Consider the following 20278-nt stretch of genomic DNA (forward strand, 5'->3'; position numbering starts at 1 on the left):
CTGCCGGCCACGTTGTTGCGGTAGTAGGCCAGCGGCCGCGCCACGGACTCCGGCACCACCAGACTGGCCGCGAAATGCATCACCGACGTCACCGCGTGCCGGCGCAGCACCGCCACCACCAGCCCCCGGTCCAGGGTCGAGCCCGCCTCGAACGCCACACCCGCCGGCACCGCCTCCCGCACCCCCGTCGAGAGGTCATCCAGCACCACAGGAACCGCCCCCGCCTCCCTCAGCGCCAGCACCGCGTGCGAGCCGATATACCCCGCACCGCCCGTCACCAGCACAACCTCGCCCGCAAGACCGGGCCGCGATACCGCCATGACCATCCCCGATCCCGTCCGCCGAACCTGTCCGCAGTGTCATGGCGGCGGACAGGACGGGACAACGGCACGGGCGGTCGGGCGCGCAGGACAGGGGACTTACGCCCGGCAGAGCGCGGACCTGCTGGATGGCTGCCCCTTTCGGAAGGGGAGCGCCGACGGGCCGGATCAGAAGGACGGCAGTCCGAAACCGATGTCGATGTAGCGACGCCCCTCCACGGTGTAGTGCAGGGCCAGGGCGTCCGCCTCCAGCACCCGGCGCTCGTCGAAATCGATGTCGTTGCTCTGAAAGACGAGGTGGAGGCGGCCGCTGCGGTCGCTGCGGAAGGGGAATCCCAACGCTTCGTTGAAGGTCCCACGACCGTAGCCGGTACGCGAGCGGATCAGCGCATACATGCCGCACGGGGTCCGGACCATCCGGTCGAACGCCGCGAAGGCATCGTCCCGCCGGGCCTCGGGCACGAAATCCAGATAGTTCAGCCCCGTCACCTCGAAGCCGTAGCGCGTCCGCTCCCGCGTGCCGGCAAGACGGAAGCGGACCATGCCCGGCCCCTCCACCTCCAGGATCACGAAACTGTCGAGGATGCTGCGCATCCTGTCGAGGTCGAGTTCGGTGCGAAGGGGAACGCGGCCGCGGCCAAGAAGGCCCGCATAGTAACCGGCGAAGAGGGTCGTCCGGTCGCAGCGGAAGCTGAGGGCAACCCGTTCACAGAGGGAATCCACGTTTTCGGTCCGTCTTACGCTATTCTTAAAGTCATAGCCCATTCGGGTAGGCAACAAAAGAAAAAGGCACACCCGGCCACTGAGTCGGCCCTGTGCCCCGGCGAGGCCAGGGCGCCATGACAGTGCGTCATTCTCCGGGCGGCGGGCTTCCGGAACGACATGGCAGGCATCCGTCTACGGTCAGCGCCCTGGCTGGCCGCAGAGAAGGGTTGCTTTTGATACGAATCCCGTCATTCAGCCCCGAACCCCACCGGCAGGCCAAGTGTTCCCCCATACAAACACTAGAGATCGAAACATTAATCTGTCTTAAGAAAGCGTTAATTCTTGGATTCTCTATGGGCGCCCTGATCTGACCTGTGAAACTCAGGAAGTATTCAGAGATCATCGGGCCGAACGCGCTACGTTATATTCCAGTCATAGACTTTATACGCACGCCAGATGCGGTCATTCGCAATGCATTAACATAGCAAACAGATTGGATTTTATCAAAATCGATTGGATCGCCTTCTTGTCCGGTTTATACCGTATGCACGGCTGCTCGATGCGGGATTATCCGAAAGATGTCGCACAAGGCGTTTACGATCAGTTTACATCGGCTCGTCGTTAATTTTCTTTCCCCGCATCGCGGAGCATGCAATCCGGCACGGCCGCAGCACGCCCCGCGGCACGACCTGCCGATCGGGTTGCACAGCACCCTGCTGAGCCTTGAGCCGCGTCTGGTCTTCGATGCCGCGGTCGTCGCTGCCGATGTGTTCGTCGATCCCCATCCCGACCAGCACGATGGCGCCGAACCGGCAGCCGACCATCCCGCCGCCACCGGGCGGAGCGACGCTGTCGTCGTCGGGCCCCAGGCCACCGGCGACAGCGACGGCCCGGTTCCGCCCGCGGTCGAGGCCGGCGCCCGCCGGACGGCCGGGTCCATCGCCGTCATCGACCCCGCCGCCCCCGGCGCCGCTACGATTCTGGCCGGGCTGCCGCGCGATGCGGAGGTCCATGTCCTGACCCCGGGCGACGACACCCTGACCCAGATCGGGCGGGTGCTGGCCGGCTATGACGGCATCCAGGACCTGCATCTGGCCCTGGCCGCCGATGCCGGGATCAGCCCCGCGCATGTCCAGGCCGAGGCCGATACGGTGGCCGGCTGGCGCGACGCCCTGGCCGACGGCGCCCGCATTTCCGTCCATGGCGCGGATGCGACCGCCCTCGCCCGCGACGGGCTCGCGCTGCTCTCCGACCTGACGGGCGTGGAGGCGACGGCCGTTCCCGTCGGTGACGGCCCCGTCGGCCGCACCCTCGTCGTGATCGACGCGCGCGTGCCCGAGGCGCAGGCGCTGGCCGCCGGCGCCCTGCCGGGGGCGGAGGTCCACATCATCGCGGCGGGCGAGGACGGCCTCGCCACCGTCACCGGCCTGCTGGCCGGGCAGCAGGACGTGGCCGCCCTGCACCTCTTCGCGCATGGCACGCCGGGCAGCATGACCCTGGGCACGGCCACGCTCGACAATGCCGCCCTGGACACGGCCGGCGACACCGTCGCGGCCTGGGCCGGAAGCCTGACCGCCGACGCCGACATCCTGCTCTATGGCTGCGACGTGGCCTCGACCACGGAGGGCGTCACCCTGGTCGAGCGGCTGGCGGACCTGACCGGTGCCGACGTGGCGGCCTCGGACGACGATACCGGGTCCGCCGCGCGCGGCGGCGACTGGACCCTGGAGGTGGCGACCGGCCCGATCGAGGCCCGGCTGCCCTTCGGCCAAGCCACGCTGGCCGCCTATGGCGGGCTGATGGCGGCCCCCACCGCCACCCTGCTGACCCAGACGGTCACCTATACCGAGGGCGATGCAAGCGTCGCCCTGGGCGACATCGTCGTGACCGAACCCGACGGCGAGGCCGTCACCGCGACCCTGACGCTGGCCGCACCCGCTGCCGGCGCGCTCAGCACCTCGGGCAGCGCCACCTACAATACCGGCACCGGCGTCTGGACGGTCACCGGCACCGCGGCAGAGGTCAACGCGGCGCTCGCCGCCGTCAGCTTCACCCCGACGGCGGACAACGACCAGGACACGACGATCAGCGTCAGCATCACGGATGCCTCGGGCGAGGCGACGCTGAGCGGGACGATCACGCTGGACGTCACCCCGGTCAACGACGCGCCTGACCTGTCGGGCTCCGCCGCCCTGGACACCATCGCGGAGGACGCGAGCAGCCCCACGGGCACCAGCATCGACGCCCTGGCCGGCCGGCTGACCGTCACCGACGTGGACAGCGGCAGCCAGCGCGGGCTGGCGATCATCGGCACCGACGAAGCCAACGGAAGCTGGTGGTACTCCACCGACGGAGGCACGAGCTGGACCGCGCTCGGCGCCCGCGACGCCGGCCAGGCCCTGGTCCTGTCGGCCGACGGGACCGGCCAGAACCGGGTGCGCTTCATCCCCAACACCGACTTCAACGGCACCGCCACGCTGACCGTGCGCGCCTGGGATGGCAGCGACCCGCTGGTGCTCAGCGGCGACACGGTGAAGATCGCCGGGTCCGGCGGTTCGACGGCCTTCTCCGCCGCCATGGCCACGCTGACCCAGACGGTCACGGCGGTGAACGACGCGCCGATCCTGACCCCGGTCACGCTGTCGCTGCCGTCCGTGGAGGAGGATCTGGCCGGCGGGGCCGTCAACGGCATCCTGGTCGCCAACCTGCACACCACCGCGGACGGCACCGTGCTGGTGACCGATGTGGACGGCACGGCCAGCTTCGGCATCGCCGTCACCGGGTTCAGCATTCCGCCCGCGCTGGCCGGACAGATCCAGTATTCGACCGACGGCGGCGGAAGCTGGACCGCCGTGCCGGCGCTGGGCGCCAACCAGGCCCTGGTGCTTGAGGCAACGGCCCGCATCCGCATCAACCCGGCCGCCGAGGCCGCCGGCGAGGCCACCTTCAGCTTCGTCGCCTATGACGGCAGCGCCGGCTACGGCAGCGGCACCGTCGTGGATCTGACCCTGCCGGCCAACAGCGGCGCGCTGGCGCCTTTCAGTGCGGCGTCCTCCACGGCGATCCTGGCGGTCACGCCGGTGAACGATGCCCCGACGCTGGCGACGCACGCCTTCACCCTGAACGAAGGCACCACGCTCGCCCTCACCGGCGCCCATCTGGGCGTGACGGACCCGGACAATACCGCCGACCAGATCACCTACGAGGTGACGCAGCTTCCGACCGCCGGCGCGCTGCTGCGGGTCGTCGGCGGCGTCACGGTCACCCTGACCGTGGGCGATACCTTCACGCAGGCCGAGGTCGATGCCGGCACCATCCTGAGCTACCGGCACACCGGACCGCAGCTCAGCGCCGACGGCAGCGACAGCTTCAAGGTGACGGTCCGCGACGGCGCCGGCGGCATCGCCACCGACCAGACGGTGACCGTCACGCTGCGCGACGTGAACGCGCCGATCTCCGTCCAGGGCACGACGATCAGCGTGGCCGAGCGCATCGGTGCCGAGGCAACGGACTTCACCAGCATCCCGCTGACCGGCGGCGGGCTGAACATCAGCGACGCGGACGGCGATCCGGCCCGGATCACCGTCACCTTCAACTCCCTGCCCGACCCGGCCGTCGGCCGGCTCCAGATCGACACCGGCAGCGGCTACCAGGACATCACCGCCGGCATGACGGTGACGCTGGCCGGCGTCGCCGGCCCGCTGCGCTTCATCCACACGGGCGCCGAGCCCGAGGGGGCCCTGGCCGGCACCAGCTTCCAGGTCACGGTGGAGGACAACAACCCCACCCTGCCCGAAAGCACGGCGACGACGATGGTCAACCTCGTCGTCACGGCGGTCAACGACCCGCCCGCCCAGTCGGGCGTGGCGCAGTCGAACACCTTCACGGTGGCGGAGGGCGGCCAGCGGACGATCAACCCGACCTACCTTGATGTCGGCGACCCGGACAGCGACCACGACGCCGCCACCTACACCCTGCGCACCCTGCCGGCGCATGGCCAGCTCTACCTGGACGGCGTGCTGCTGGGCGTCGGCGCCACCTTCACCCAGGCGCAGGTCGATTCCGGCCGGCTGGCATACCGGCATCTGGGCGACGAGCCGAACGGCACCGCCGTTCCGGACGACAGCTTCGAGTACACGCTGCGCGACGGTGACGGTGCCGAGGCCCCGGGGACGTTCAGGATCGACGTCACCCCGACCGACGACCCGACGGTCGTTACCGCTGGGCAGATCAGCCTCCGGGTCGGCGACAGCGCCACCGTGGATACCGGCGACCTGGACGCCACCGATCCGGACACGCCGGACAGTGGCATCACCTTCACCCTGGCCACCGGCGCCCTGCCCGCCGGGGCCCGGTTCGAGCGCACCACCGCTCCCGGTGTCGCCGTCACCAGCTTCACGCTGGCGGAGATCAGGGCGGGAACGATCCGCGTGATCCACACCGGCGGCGCGGGCGATGCCGGTTCCTATGCCGTCCCGGTCACGGTGAGCGACGGCACCACGACGACCCGGCCCGCGGCCCTGACGGTCACGCTGGTGACGCAGGACCAGATCGACAGCGGCGGCGGCACCCCGGACGGTGCCGGGTCCGCCGTCCCGCACCTGACCACCAACGAGCCGCTGATCGTCGCCGAGGACAACAGCGGCACCGTCGCCGGCACCCGGATCACCGACCAGTTCCTGAAGGTCGAGGACAGCGACACCGCCGCCACCGGGCTGACCTACACCCTGACCGCGGCCACGGCGCACGGCACGCTCTGGCTCGACAAGGACGGCAACGGCAGCTACGACGCCGGCGAGGCGCTGGGTACGGGCGACAGCTTCACCCAGGCGGACATCGACGCCGGGCGGCTCTTCTACGACCATGACGGCAGCGAAACGACGGCCGACGGCTTCAGCTACACCGTGTCGGACGGTGCCGGCGGCACGCTGACGGAAACGTCCTTCGCCATCACGGTCACCCCGGTCAACGACGACCCGACGATCAGCCAGACGACGCCGTCGGTCACCCTGGCGGAACAGGACGGCACGGGAGCCGCCACCGTGGTGGTGCTGGGCACCGCGCACTTCCAGGCGGCCGACGTGGACAGCGTCAGCGGCGAGCAGCTCATCTACGTGCTGGAGACGGCCCCCGTGGGCGGCTGGATCGAGGTGGACGGGGTCCGGATCGGTGCCGGTTCGCGCTTCAGCGCCGACCAGCTCGCCGCCGGCAAAGTCACCTATCACCACGATCCGGGCCACGAGCCCGACGGCACGGCAGCGGCAGACGACAGCATCTCGGTCTACCTCACGGACGGCGGCACCCGCGCGGACGGCAGCGAGGCGCGCAGCGCCACCATGACCGTGCAGATCGATGTCACCCCGGTGAACGACGCGCCCGGCGCCAGCGGCCGCTCCGTCACCCTGACGGAAGGGGCGACGGTCGTGCTGCCGGCCGACCGCACCGGCGGCTCGGACAGCGACATCCCGGCCCAGGCCCTGACCTACACGATCGAATCCCTGCCGACCACGGGCACGCTCTACACCGGCTGGACCGACGCGAACGGCAACGGCAAGGTCGATGCCGGGGAGGCGACGGCGGTCACGGTCGGCAGCACCTTCACGCCCGGCACGCTCGTCTATGTCCACGACGGCAGCGAGACCTTCGCCGACGCTTTCACCTTCAAGGTTTCCGACGGCACGCTCAGCAGCGGCACCGCCACCGTATCCCTGTCGATCCGGCCGGTGAACGATGCGCCGGCCGGGCTGGTGCAGACCGGTGCCACCGTGCTGGAGGGCGAGCGCCTCCAGATCACGGCCGCCGCGCTCAACATCGTCGATGCCTCGAAGAACCTGAACCTGTCCGACCCGGACAACACCGCCAATCAGGTCCAGCTCCGGATCACCGCCGTGCCGACGGCGGGCCGCCTGATCCTGAACCGCGGCAGCGGCGACGTCACCCTGGGCGTCGGCAGCGCCTTCACCGCGGCGGACCTCGCCGCAGGCTATCTCTACTACGAGCATGACGGCTCGGAGCACCACACCGGCATCTCCTTCACCTACACGGTGGCGGACGGCACGCCGACCGGCATCGTGGCCGGCAACGTCTTCAGCATCGCCGTGACCCCGGTCAACGATCTGCCCACGCTGATCCTGCCTTCCGCCACCACCACCGGCGAGGCGGCGACCATGTCGCTGGCCGGCATCCGGGTCGGGGATATCGACGCCGGCCAGGGCACGGGCGACATCACGGTGACGCTGACGGTGCTGCACGGCACCCTGTCCTTCGGCGCAGCCGACGCGGCGCTGACCAATACCGGCGCGACCGGCAAGGGCACCCCGACGCTGACCCTCACCGGCACGCCGGCAGAGGTGCAGGCGATCCTGGACACCCTGACCTACACCGCCCCCGACGACATCACCACGACCGTCACGGACACGCTGACGGTGACGGTGGACGACCTGGGCAATTCCGGCGCCGACCCCGATGCGACGCCCGGCGTGACCCGGACCGCGGGCGACGGCGATGCCACCCGGCAGCATGTCGGCGGCAGTGTCGCCATCACCGTGCGGCCCGTGAACGACGCGCCGGTCCTGACCTCGGGCGACTTCGGCAGCACCTTGACGGTGAACGAGGACACCGACCTGATCCTGGGCGGCGTCACCGTCAGCGACACCGACGTGGCGGCCGGACAGGTCCAGGTCACCATCGCGGCCACGAACGGAACGCTCCGGCTGGTGAACCACGCCGGTCTGACCCAGGTGGGCAGCGGCGACCTGGGCACCGGGGCCGCCAGCATCACCTTCCGCGGCACCCTGGCCGATGTGAACGCGGCGCTCGCGGCGGGCAACGTCGTCTACCGGGCGACGGCGGACTTCAACGGGAACGACACGGTCAGCTTCTCGGTCAACGATCTGGGCAACACGGGCTCGGGCGGCCCCAGGATCTCGACCGGGAACACGTCGGTCACGATCGGCGTCCTGCCGGTCAACGATCCCGTCTCCTTCTCCGCCCCGACCTCGCTGCAAGGGCTTGAGGATACCCAGCTCTCCGTCACGCCGGTCACGATCACCGACGTGGACGCGGGCAACCAGCTCAAGGTGACCCTGGTCCTGACCAACGTCACCGATGTCGGCCCCGGCAGTGACGTCGGCGCACTGAGCTTCGGCGGCGGCGTGACCGCCACGGATTCCGGCGCGAGCACGACCAGCCGCACCTACCAGCTCATGGGGACGCAGGCGCAGATCCAGGCCGCCCTGGCGGGCCTGAAGTTCAGCGCCGCCGCCAACGACTATGGCGTCTACAATCTGGCCATCACCTACGACGACCAGAACCATGGCGCCAGCGGTGGCAGCGGCAGCCAGTCCACCGGCACGACGAACGTCGAGATCACCATCGGCGCCAGGAACGACGATCCCGTCGTCTCGGTCAACGGCACGGCGCTGTCCGGCAGTGGCCGCAATACGGGCGTGCTGGCAGCGATGACGGAGGATGTCGGCGCCTTCACCGCGCTGAAGGATTCCGGCGGCCACCCGCTGCTGCTGTCCGACGTGGACGTGGACCAGCTCGGCGGCGGCATGCTGACGGTCACGCTGTCGCTCGCCGGTGGCGGGCACGGCGACCTGCGGTTCGCCTCGGCGCTGGCGGCCGGCATCACGGTGGACGCCATCACCGGAGGCGGGGCCGGCAGCGACTTCACCAGCATCCGCCTGACCGGCTCGCTGGCGGACCTGAACGCGGCCCTGGCCGCGCTGGAGTACCGGCCCGACGCCGATTTCAACACCGGCCAGTACGACGAGACGCTGGTACTGACGGTCAACGACAACGGCAACACGGCCCCCACGGTCGGGACCGTCGCCGGCACGGCCGGCAGCGGCGACATCACCCGGCAGGTCGCCATCACCGTGACCGCCGTGAACGACGCGCCCGTTCTCACGGCACCGACCACCAGCTTCACCGTGACGGAGGCCGCGGACGCCACCGGTGGCACCGATCTGGCCATCACCGGACTCCAGATCTCCGACGCCGCCGATCTGGTCGGCAACAAGGCGAACGGGATCATCCAGGTCACCGTTGTCGCCACCAACGGCACCCTGCGCCTGACGGACCCCACGTCCGGCCTGTCCAGCTACAGCGGCAACAAATCAGGCTCGCTGACCCTGCGGGGAACGCAGACGGCGATCAACTCCGTGATCGACAGCCTGGTCTTCAACACGGGCGACGACCCGGCGGAAACCGCCACCATCACCGTCACCGTGAACGACCTGGGCCTGGACGGAACCGGCGGTGCCCTGAGCGATCAGAAGGTGCTCACGGTCGATATCACGCCGGAGAACGACCCGCCGACCATCACCGCACCCACGACGGTGACGGTGAGCGAGGACCCGGCCTCGCCCTTCGCCTTCACCGGCAGCAGCAAGATCAGCGTCGCCGACCCGGATATCCGCAGCAACCACCTGGTCGTGACCCTGGCCGTGGAGGACGGCGCCCTGGGCGTCACCGCCAGCGGTTCTGCGGCCGTGACCGGCAACAACAGCGGGTCGGTACAGATCACCGGCACCCGGACCGACGTCAACAACACCCTTGCGACGCTTAAATACACCCCGCTGGCGAACGCCAACCGCCTGAACGCGGACGGCAGCGACGGCGCCGACCAGGACCTGGACCTGACCATCACCGTCAGCGACCAGGGTTACGGCAAGGACAACATCGCCGACCCGGGCGACGTGGAGACCACGACGAAGACGGTCGCCATCGTCATCACCCCGGTCAACGACGCGCCGGTTCTGACCGCGCCGGCCAGCCAGTCGGTGAGCGAGAACACCCAGACCACCATCACCGGCCTCTCCATCGCCGACGCCGACTATCTGGACACCGGCTTCGACACGCCACCGATGCGCCTTACCCTGACGGCGCAGCACGGCACGCTCACCCTGTCGGGTGCGGCCGGCATCGCGGTGGTGTCGGGCGACAATTCCGGCACGCTGGTCGTCACCGGCACCATGGGCGCGCTGAACGCCGCCCTGTCCGGTGGGGCGCTGCGCTACCAGCCGGCGACGGACTACACCGGCGGCGACAGCCTGACCGTCACCGTCAGCGACGAGGGCAACGAGGGCGGCAGTGCGCTGACCGACAGCAGGACCATCGCGCTCACCATCGGCGGCACCAACGATACGCCGGTGATCGCCGTCGGCGGGGACAGCGACGGCGCCAGCAGTGCGACGCTGGCCGAGGACGCGACCCTGGTCTTCTCGGCGGCCAACGGCAACGCGATCACCTTCAGCGACCCGGACCAGGTGGATGCCAGTACGGCGAACACCCAGCTCACCCTGTCCGTGGGCAAGGGTACGCTGACGCTCGGCTCGACCTCCGGGCTGACCTTCGTCACCGGCGACGGCACGGCCGACCAGACCATCGTGATCAAGGGCCAGCTCGCCGACCTCCAGGCGGCCCTGGCCGGCCTCACCTATTCCGCCGGTGCCGATGAGAACGGCACGACCGCGCTGACCATCACCGTGGACGACCCCGGCAACCTGACGACCAGCGGCGGCACCAGGACGGTGACGCATACGGTCTCCCTGACCGTCACCCCGGTCAACGATCCGCCGACGGTCGATGCCGGCGCCGACGGCACGACCGCCGAGGACACCCCACTGGCGCTCGGCACCATCACGGTCGGCGACCTCAAGGACCTGACCATCGGCTCCCAGGCAGGGACGGCCGCGGCCGCGCCGGTGACGGTCACGGTCTCGGTGACGCCGGGCACCGGCGCGCTGACCCTGGCCGACAATCCGGGCACGGCCGGTCTCGACGAGACGACGCTCGTCACCGGCGGCAACGGCACGGCGTCGCTGACCCTGTCCGGCACCGTCGCGCAGATCAACGACGCGCTGAGCCAGATCACCTTCGCCCCCACCGCCGACTTCTCCGGCACGGCCACGCTGACGGTCAGCGTGGACGACAACGGAAACGGCGGCAGCGGCGGCGCCCTGACCGCCAGCGACACGCGGACCCTCACCATCACCCCGGTGTCCGACACGCCGGACCTGACGGTCGCCGGCAGCGCCAACCCGGCCGGCACGGTCGCCGTGTCCGGGGACGAGGACACCTGGATCGACCTGCGCACCCTGGTCGGGGAAACGGACCTGGACGGCTCGGAGACGCTGGCCCTGACCATCGCCGGCCTGCCGGCCGGGTTCCAGGTGCGCTACGGCGGCACCGCGGCGGGCGGTGGCACGACCGTGACCGTCAGCGGCGGCAGCGCCACCATCCCCGACGGCGCACTGTCGGCGGGCAACACCCTCTGGATCAAGGCGCCTTCCGACTGGAACAGCACCCGCGACAACGGCGGGGCCGCGACCACCCTTACCCTGACCGCCAGCAGCAAGGACGGCGCCGCCGTCGCGGTCACGCGGTCGGCCAGCATCGATCTCACGGTGACGGCGGTGGACGATCCCCCCACCGCGACGCCGGACGCCAAGGCGATCACCGAGGATGCGACGCCGGACACCGTCGGCGGCAACGTCATCACCGACGCCACGGCCGACAGCGATCCCGACGAGCCCGCGACCGGCACGCTCTCCGTGACGGGGGCGAAGTTCAGCGGCGACGCCGGGATGACGGTGGTGGATGCTGCGGGCACCACGCTCGCCGGCCGGTACGGCTCGCTGCTGATCAAGGCCGACGGCAGCTACACCTACACCCTGGACAACAGCGACCCCGACACCGATGCCCTGGCCCAGGGCCAGACGGTGACGGAGGTCTTCACCTACCGCCTGTCCGACGGTACGGCGGGTCACGAGGCGACGGCGACCATCACGGTCACCGTGACCGGCGCCAACGACGCGCCGGTCTTCAACGGCGGAGCCGTCACCACGGCGGAGGACACGGACCGCACGCTGACAGCGGCGGACTTCTCCGTCGCCGACGTGGACAGCGGTGCCTCTCCCGTGCAGGCGGTCAAGGTCACGACCCTGCCCGGCCGGGGCGATCTGTACCTGAACGGCAGCAGGATCACCGCCACGGGCGTCACCATCACCCGCGCCGAGCTGGACGCCGGCAAGCTGGTGTTCAGGCCGGCCGCGAACGGCAACAACGAGCCCACGGGCAGCGACTACGCGACCCTGGGCTTCCAGGTCTCCGACGGTCTCGCCTGGTCGGCGGCGAATACCCTGACGGTGGATGTCACGGCCGTGAACGACGCCCCGACCGACACCGGGTCGGGGGTCGTCACCCTGCCCGCCGTGGCGGAGGACAGCACGGACCCCGCGGGCGCCACGGTGGACGGCCTGTTCGCCGGCCGCTTCAGCGACGCCACGGATCAGGTGGCCGGCGGTTCGAGCGCCGACGGCTTCCACGGCGTCGTCATCGTCGGCTACACGGCGGACGCGGCGAAGGGCCAGTGGCAGTACCGGCTGGACACGGACAATGACGGCACGCTGGACGGCGCCTGGCAGACGCTGACCGACCGCACCGCCGCCACCGCCCTGGTGCTGGACCGCTTCGACGCGCTGCGCTTCGTGCCGGCCGCGGACTACAACGGCGCGGCCCCGTCGCTGACGGTGCGGCTGGCGGAGGATGGCGGCACGCCGCCCGCGGGCGGCACCGCGGTCGATCTCTCCGGCGCGGGCGGCACGGGCGGCAGCACCCGCTACGGCGCCACCACCCTGACGCTGGCGACCAGCGTCACCCCGGTCAACGACGCACCGACCGCCACCAGCACCACGCCGGTGACGCTGCCGGTCGAAGCCGAAGGCACCCCGAGCCCGGCCGGCTCGTCCGTCTCCGCCCTGTTCGCCACCCGCTTCGCCGACATCGACGGCGACAGCTTCGCCGGCGTCGCGGTCGTGGCCAACGCGGCCGATGCGACACAGGGCGTCTGGCAGTGGAGCACCGACGGCACGACCTGGACGACCATCGCCACGACCGTGGGCGACAGCAGCGCCGTCGTTCTGTCACCCACGGCCCTTGTCCGCTTCGTCCCGGTCAGCGATTTCGCCGGCACGCCGGGCGCGCTGGGGCTGCGCCTCTGGGACGGCACCGGCGGCTTCACCCAGGGGGCGGGCCGCGACATCTCCGCCAGCATCGGCGGCACCGGCGGTTTCGCCAACGACCTCAATCGCCTGTCGCTGGGCATCGGCATCACGCCGGTGAACGATGCGCCGGTGGTGACCGTGACGCCGGCCACGGCCGCCTATACGGAGCAGGCGGCGGCGACCCCGGTGCTGTCCGGCCTCACCCTGTCCGACGTGGACGACACCCACCTCACGGGCGCGACGGTGACGATCGCCGCCGGCCGGGTCGCGGGCGACACGCTGTCCGTCACCGCCGCGCACGGCATCTCCGGCAGCTACGACGCCGCGACCGGCGTGCTGACCCTGACCGGCACCGCCACCCTGGCGCAGTACCAGGCGGTCCTGCGCAACGTCGGCTTCTCCAGCGGCAGCGACGACCCGACCGCCGACAACACGACCACGACGCGGACCCTGACGGTCCAGGTGACGGACGCGAACGCGGACGGCAGCGGTGCCGCGATCTCCGCCCTGGCTTCCGTGACGCTGACCGTCACCCCGGTCAACGACGCGCCGGTCCTGTCGGCCGGCGGCAGCGGTGCTGCCAGCACCTATCTGGAGGGCGGAACGGCCGCGACCCTGCTGCCGACCCTGGACATCGCCGACGCCGACGATACCCGGATCGCGGGCGCCACCGTGACCATCGCCAGCGGCCTGACGGCGGGCGACACGCTGTCCGTCACCGCCGCGCACGGCATCACCGGCAGCTACGACGCCGCGACCGGCACGCTGACCCTGTCGGGCACCGCGACCCTGGCGCAGTACGAGGCGGTGCTGCGCAGCGTCAGCTACTCCAGCACCAGCCTGTCCCCGACGGCGACCGCGGCCACGCGCTCGATCACCGTCACCGTGACGGATGCCGACAGCGACGGCGCCGGGGCCGCGACCTCCGCCCCGCTGACGGCGACCGTGACGTTGACCTCGGTCAACGAGGCGCCGGTCCTGGGCGGCACCGGATCGGTCGACTTCACGGAGAACGGCAGCGCCGTGGCGCTCGCCCCCGGCCTGAGCCTGACCGACGCGGACAGCACCCGGATCGCCGGGGCGGTGGTGCAGATCACCAGCGGCCTGACCGCGACGGACGTGCTCTCCCTGACCCCGTCCGCGGGCATCACCGGCAGCTACGACGCCGCGACCGGCACGCTGACCCTGACCGGCACGGCCACCCTGGCCGAGTACCTGTCCGTCCTCCGGGGCGTCACCTACGCCAACACGGGCGACAGCCCGGCGGAGCTGGGGACCGCCCGGACCGTGAGCATCACCGTCACCGACGACGGCGGCGCCTCGGCCCGGACCTCGACCACCGTGACGGTCAACGTCGTCGTGACGGAGGTGAACGACCCGCCCGTGGCGGAGAACGACCGCACCATCAACATCGCCGAGGATTCGACCGGGTCCCCGCTCTCGATCCAGGCCCCGACCGACCTGGACGGCGATACCCTGACGGTGACGGTGACGGAACTGCCGACCGGCGGTACCGTCTATTCCGGCGCGACGGTCGTGAAGGTGAACGACACGCTGACCGTGGCGGAGCTTCAGGCGCTGACCTTCACGCCCTCGACCGATGCGGAAGGCAGTGCGGGCCGGTTCAGCTATACCGTCAGCGACGGGCGCGGCGGCAGCGACAGCAGCACGCTGACCATCACGGTCGGCGGCACCAACGACGCGCCGACGCTGGCGAACGCCATCCCCGACCAGCAGACGGACGAGGATGCGCCCTACCGCTACACGGTGCCGGGGAACACCTTCGCCGACATCGACGTGGGCGACACGCTGACCTATGCCGCCAGCCTGGGCGACGGCTCGCCGCTGCCCTCCTGGCTGAGCTTCAACAGCGCGACCCGGACCTTCTCCGGCACGCCGCTGAACGAGCATGTCGGCACGCTGACGCTGAAGGTCACCGCGACCGACAGCGGCGGCGCCTCGGTCACCGACAGCTTCGTGCTGACCGTGCGCAACGTGAACGACGCGCCGGTCCTGGTGCAGCCGATCCCCGCCCAGTCGGCCCTGGAAGATCAACCCTATAGATACCAGATGCCCGCCGCGGCATTCACCGACGTGGATGTGGGCGATGTTCTCCGCTACGAGGCAACCCTGGCGGACGGTTCGCCACTGCCGTCCTGGCTGAGCTTCAACCCGACGACCCGGACCTTCTCCGGCACACCCGCGAACGCCGATGTCGGCAGCCTGACCGTCGCGGTCACGGCGCAGGATCGGGCCGGGGCGACGGCCACGGCGACCTTCTCCCTCACCGTCGGCAACGTGAACGACGCGCCGGTCGCCGGCGTACCGCTGCCCGACCGGACGGCGACGGAGGACAGCCCGTTCAGCGCCACTCTGCCGGCCGGCGCCTTCCGCGATATCGACGCCGGAGACAGGCTCACCCTGTCCGCCACGCTGGCCGACGGTTCGCCGCTGCCGTCCTGGCTCAGCTTCGATCCGGCCAGGGGGACCTTCTCCGGCACGCCCGGCAACGACGATGTCGGCCGGATCGCCGTGACGGTCACCGCGACCGACCGCGCCGGGGCGACGGCCACAGCCGGCTTCACCATCACGGTGGAAAACACCAACGACGCGCCGGTCCCGGCCATGGGCCTGCCCGACCGCATCGCCACGGAGGACCAGCCCTTCAGCGCCACGCTGCCGGCCGGCGCCTTCCGCGACATCGACGTCGGCGACAGGCTGACCCTGTCGGCGACCGGCCCGGGCGGCGATCCGCTGCCGCCCTGGCTGAGCTTCGATCCGGCCACGGGCACCTTCTCCGGCACGCCGCTGAACGAGCATGTCGGGTCCCTGACCATCACGGTGACAGCGACCGACATGGCCGGGGCCACGGCCAGCCAGACCTTCGTGCTGACCGTGCTGAACGTGAACGACGCCCCGGACAGCGCCGACGCGACGGTCACGCTGGACGAGGACACGACGGCCACGCTGGGGGCGGGTCTGTTCGCCTTCGCGGATGTGGACCAGGGCGACGCCTTCTCCGCCGTCGTCATCAGCACCCTGCCGGCCCGCGGCAGCCTCTCCCTGAACGGCGTGCCGGTCACGGCGGGACAGCGCATCGCGGCGACCGACCTCGGCGGCCTGACCTATACCCCGCCGGCGAACGCCAACGGCACGCCGTTCGCCGACTTCACCTTCTCGGTCGTGGACCGGTCCGGTGCCGCCGATCCGACGCCGCAGACCGTCACCCTGATCGTGCGGCCGGTGAACGACGCGCCGGTCCTGGTGACGCCGCCCACCGGCACGACCGTGCAGGCAGGGTCGCCGCTCCGGCTCGCGGTGCCGCCGGGCAGCTTCACGGATGTGGACGAGGGCGACGTGCTGACGCTCTCCGCCACGCTGGCGGACGGTTCGCCGCTCCCGTCCTGGCTGAGCTTCGATCCGGCCACGGGCACCTTCAGCGGCATCCCGACCAACATCTCCGTGGGCACCGTGACGCTTGTCGTCCGCGCCACCGATCTGGCCGGGGCCAGCGCCACGGCCGAGGTGAGCGTGGTGGTGGAGCCCGAGCCCGCACCACCCTTGACGCCGACCGATCCGACACCCCCGTCCGATCCCTCGACGCCAACGGAGCCGGCGGGTCCCGGTACCGGGGGGGGCGACAACGGTGGCCTGATCACCGGCGGCGGCTCCAGCGGCGGCGGGACCGGCGGTACGGGCGGAACCGGCGGCGACGGCGGCCTGATCACGGGCGGCGGAAGCTCCGGTGGTACAGGTGGAACCGGCGGCACAGGCGGGACCGGTGGGACCGGCGGCAACGGCGGGCTGATCACCGGCGGCGGCAGCTCCGGGGGCGGCGACATCACGATCCCGGGCGGCAATGGCGGCGGATCGGGGGGCAGCGACCAGGGCGGCATCATCGGCGGCCCGGGCACGCTCCCGCCCGAGCGGCCGAGCGGTGCGGGCGGCATCACCTCGGGCCGTGGCATCATCGGCGGCAGCGAGGGGGAGATCCGTCTGTTCGTGGCCGGTTCCGTCGGCAACCAGGTGATGTTGCAGGATACCGCCTACCAGTTCCAGGTGCCGCGCAACGTCTTCCGCCATACCAACCCCAACGAACGCCTGACCTTCGAGGCCAGCCAGCCCGACGGCAGCCCGATCCCGGCCTGGCTGACCTTCGACGCGGACAGCCTGACCTTCAGCGGCACGCCGCCGCTGGAAGTCGCAGGCGCCATCGACATCCAGGTCATCGCACGGGATTCGGAGGGCAACGAGGCTGCCGTCGTCTTCCGCATCATCGTCACCACGGAAAACGAGGAGATCCCGGTCAGCCAGGGCCAGGAGCCGCCGGCTCCGCCGCCCCCGGAGGTGCCCCCGGCCTCGGCAGAAGCCCCCGCCGGAAGCGACCAGCCGGAACGCCCCGCCGGGGCAGGCACCGGCGAGCAGGACAGCGGGACCGGGGACAGCGCCGCACTCGGGTTCGGCGACGCCTATGCGCTGCTGACCGGCGCCGACCGCCTGCCGGAGCCAGAGCCGACCCTGGCCGGGCGCGCGGGGTTCGCGGCCCAGCTCCGGGCTGCGGGCCAGGCCGGCCGGCTCAGCGAGAGCCGGGCGCTCCTCGCCAGCCTCGCCCGCACCGGCAGCCCGATACCTTCGACCGCAGCATGACCCTGTATTCAACCGGCCCCAGCCGACCTTCCAGCCTCACCGAGACCATCCCCGTGACCGACGTGCGCACCTTGAACGGTTCACCCTTCCGCCCCTTCCTGCTCTCGGCCGTCGCGGCCGTGGCATTGGCCGGCTGTGCGGTCAAGCCGCAGCCGATCCCGACGGCGGAGCACATGGACCGGGCGACCCGGGAATACACCGCCCTGTTCGAGAACCAGGAACCGCTGACCGGGGAGCTGTCGCTGTCCGAGGCCCTGGCCCGGGCGCTCAAGTACAATTACGACCACCGGCTGGCGCTGATGGAATCGGCGTTGCAGGACGCCCAGCTCGACCTCGCCGCCTTCAACATGCTGCCGAAGCTCGCGGCCAGCGCCGGCTATCTGGCCCGCAGCAACGAGGCGGCCTCGTCCAGCCTCTCGGTGCTGACCCGGCGGCAGTCGCTGGAACCCTCCACCTCGCAGGACAAGGAGCGCTGGGTCGGCGACCTGACGCTGTCCTGGAACGTGGTCGATTTCGGTGTGGCCTACTTCACCTCGCGTCAGCAGGCGGACCGCGCCCTGATCGCGGTGGAGCGCCGCCGCCGCGTCGTCAACAACCTGGTGAAGGAGGTGCAGGCGGCCTACTGGCGCGCCGCCACCGCCGAACTGCTGCTGCCGCAGCTCGAACGGGCCATCGGCGAGGCGGAATCCGCCCTGGCCAAGAGCCGCGAGATCGACCGCCAGCGCCTGGGCCCGCTGATCGAGACGCTGGAATACCAGAAGACGCTGCTGACGGTGCTCAGCCAGCTCCGCCGGCTGCGCTCCGACCTGACGGTCGCCAAGGCGCAGCTTTCGGCCCTCATCAACGTGCCCCCCGGATCGGACTTCAAGCTGGTGCCGCCGGTGCTGGTGAACGATCCCAAGGCCCTGTCCGGGATCGACATGCGCCGGCTGGAGATGGCCGGCCTGACCTGGCGGCCGGAACTGCGCGAGGAGGCCTACCAGGAGCGGATCGACCGCGTCGGCGTCTGGAAGGAGATCACCCGGCTGTTCCCGAACCTCCAGCTCAGCACGGGTCTGAACTTCGACAGCAACTCCTACCTGGTGAACCAGAACTGGGCGGATCTGGCCGTCCGCGCCACCTACAACCTGTTCTCCCTGCTCCAGGGGCCGAAGGCCATCACGGCCGCGGAGGTGCAGCAGTCGGTGACGCGCACGCGCCGGCTGGCACTGTCGGTCGCCGTCGTCACCCAGATCAATGTCAGCCTGCAACAGTATCTCCAGGCGCTGGAGGCCTACCGCACAGCCCGCGACATCAGCGACATCGAGACCCGCATCGACGCCGCCGTCAGCGAGGGCGGCCTGCCGCAGACGCAGTCCGAACTCGACCGCATCCGCCGCAGCACGGCCGCGATCGCGGCCGAACTCGACCGCTCGCGCAGCTATGCCGACCTGCAAGGGGCGCTGGCGAACATCTACACCGCGATCGGCCTGGACCTGCTGCCGCTGGACGCGCAGGAGACCGATCTGCCGGCCCTGAAGCAGGCGATCGAGAGCAGCCTCGCGCCTCTGAACCGCGGCGAGCTGCCGCCGATCCCCGACCTGCCGACGGACGCCATGGCGCAACTGGTGCGGCAGTTCACGGCACCGCCCGCCGGCGCCGACCCGGCCGCGTCCCCGGCCGCGACCCCGGTGGCGGAAGCCGCTGCGACCGCCGGAACGGAGACGGCGCCATGAGGAACCTGATCGGAACGGCCGCGCTGGCGCTGCTGCTGGCGGGGGGCGCGGGGGCCGCCACAGCGGCAGGCCCCGAGGCGCTTTCCTCACCCTCCTTGCCCTCCCCCTCCCTGCCTGCACCCTCCCCGGCCGCCCCGTCCCAGCCGGCTGCCCCGGCACCGTCGGCCGGACCGGCGGTCCCGGACGGTGTTCCGGGGTACGGCGCCGGCCGGCTGGTGCGGGCGCAGGTGGTCTCCCGCGACGCTACCCAGCTTGCCAGCCCGATGGCGGGGCGTGTCGTCTCCATGTCCGTGCGCGACGGCGAGACCTTCGAGAAGGGCCAGGAGCTGCTGAGCTTCGACTGCGCCCTGGCGGAAGGCCAGCTCGGCAAGGCCCGCACGGTGGCGGAGAAGACCCGCACCGTGCTGGCGGCCAAGCAGCGGCTGGAGAAGCTGGGCTCCGTCAGCCCGCTGGAGCTGGCCGTCAGCGAGGCCGAGGCCAAGGAGGCGCAGGCCGATGTGCGGCTGATGGAGGTCACGGTCGGCCGCTGCCGGGTGCTGGCCCCCTATGCCGGCCGCGTGGCCGGCGTGCAGGTCCGCACCTGGCAGTATGTCGGGGAGGGCCAGCCGCTGCTGGACATCGTGGACCACAAGGTCCTGGAGGTGGAGATGATCGTGCCGTCGCGCTGGCTGGGCTGGCTGGGCACCGGCTACCGCTTCGACGTGCAGATCGACGAAACCGGCAAGCGCTACACGGCGGAGGTGGTCCGCCTCTCCGGCAAGGTCGATGCGGCCAGCCAGTCGATCAAGGTCTATGCCTCGATCGTCGGTCCTTCCACCGACCTGCTTCCCGGCATGAGCGGCCGGGCCCTGCTCGACCACGCCTCCTGACGGCAGGA

5 protein-coding genes are annotated in these 20278 nt (G+C 71.0%); 3 read left to right on the forward strand and 2 right to left on the reverse strand.

Annotated features, from left to right (window positions below; translation table 11 throughout):
* Nucleotides 1-326, reverse strand: a 326-nt coding sequence (locus ACFQPS_RS17390) for an NAD-dependent epimerase/dehydratase family protein (protein ID WP_377360484.1), incomplete at its 3' end; no start/stop codon positions are given.
* 162 nt (nt 327-488) lie between these two features.
* Nucleotides 489-1043 carry a PAS domain-containing protein gene (locus tag ACFQPS_RS17395; protein ID WP_377360485.1) on the reverse strand — a complete coding sequence of 185 codons (555 nt, stop codon included), beginning with the start codon at nt 1041-1043 and terminating at the stop codon, nt 489-491.
* A 683-nt stretch (nt 1044-1726) separates the two neighbouring features.
* Here ACFQPS_RS17395 and ACFQPS_RS17400 point away from each other — a divergent pair.
* Genes ACFQPS_RS17400 through ACFQPS_RS17410 form a run of 3 tightly spaced genes read left to right on the forward strand, consistent with a single transcriptional unit; the run spans nt 1727 to nt 20270 of the window.
* On the forward strand, nt 1727-17686 hold the full coding sequence (locus tag ACFQPS_RS17400) for a cadherin-like domain-containing protein (RefSeq protein ID WP_377360486.1): 15960 nt from the start codon (nt 1727-1729) through the stop codon (nt 17684-17686).
* Nucleotides 17683-19401: a TolC family protein gene (locus ACFQPS_RS17405; RefSeq protein ID WP_377360487.1), complete on the forward strand. Its 1719-nt coding sequence runs from the start codon at nt 17683-17685 to the stop codon at nt 19399-19401. Before ACFQPS_RS17400 ends, ACFQPS_RS17405 begins: the two co-directional genes overlap by 4 nt.
* On the forward strand, nt 19398-20270 hold the full coding sequence (locus ACFQPS_RS17410; RefSeq protein ID WP_377360488.1) for an efflux RND transporter periplasmic adaptor subunit: 873 nt from the start codon (nt 19398-19400) through the stop codon (nt 20268-20270). Before ACFQPS_RS17405 ends, ACFQPS_RS17410 begins: the two co-directional genes overlap by 4 nt.
* Nucleotides 20271-20278: the final 8 nt, after the last annotated feature.

This window comes from Rhodocista pekingensis (assembly GCF_042665545.1).
In the GTDB taxonomy this organism is placed as follows: Bacteria; Pseudomonadota; Alphaproteobacteria; order Azospirillales; family Azospirillaceae; genus Rhodocista; species Rhodocista pekingensis.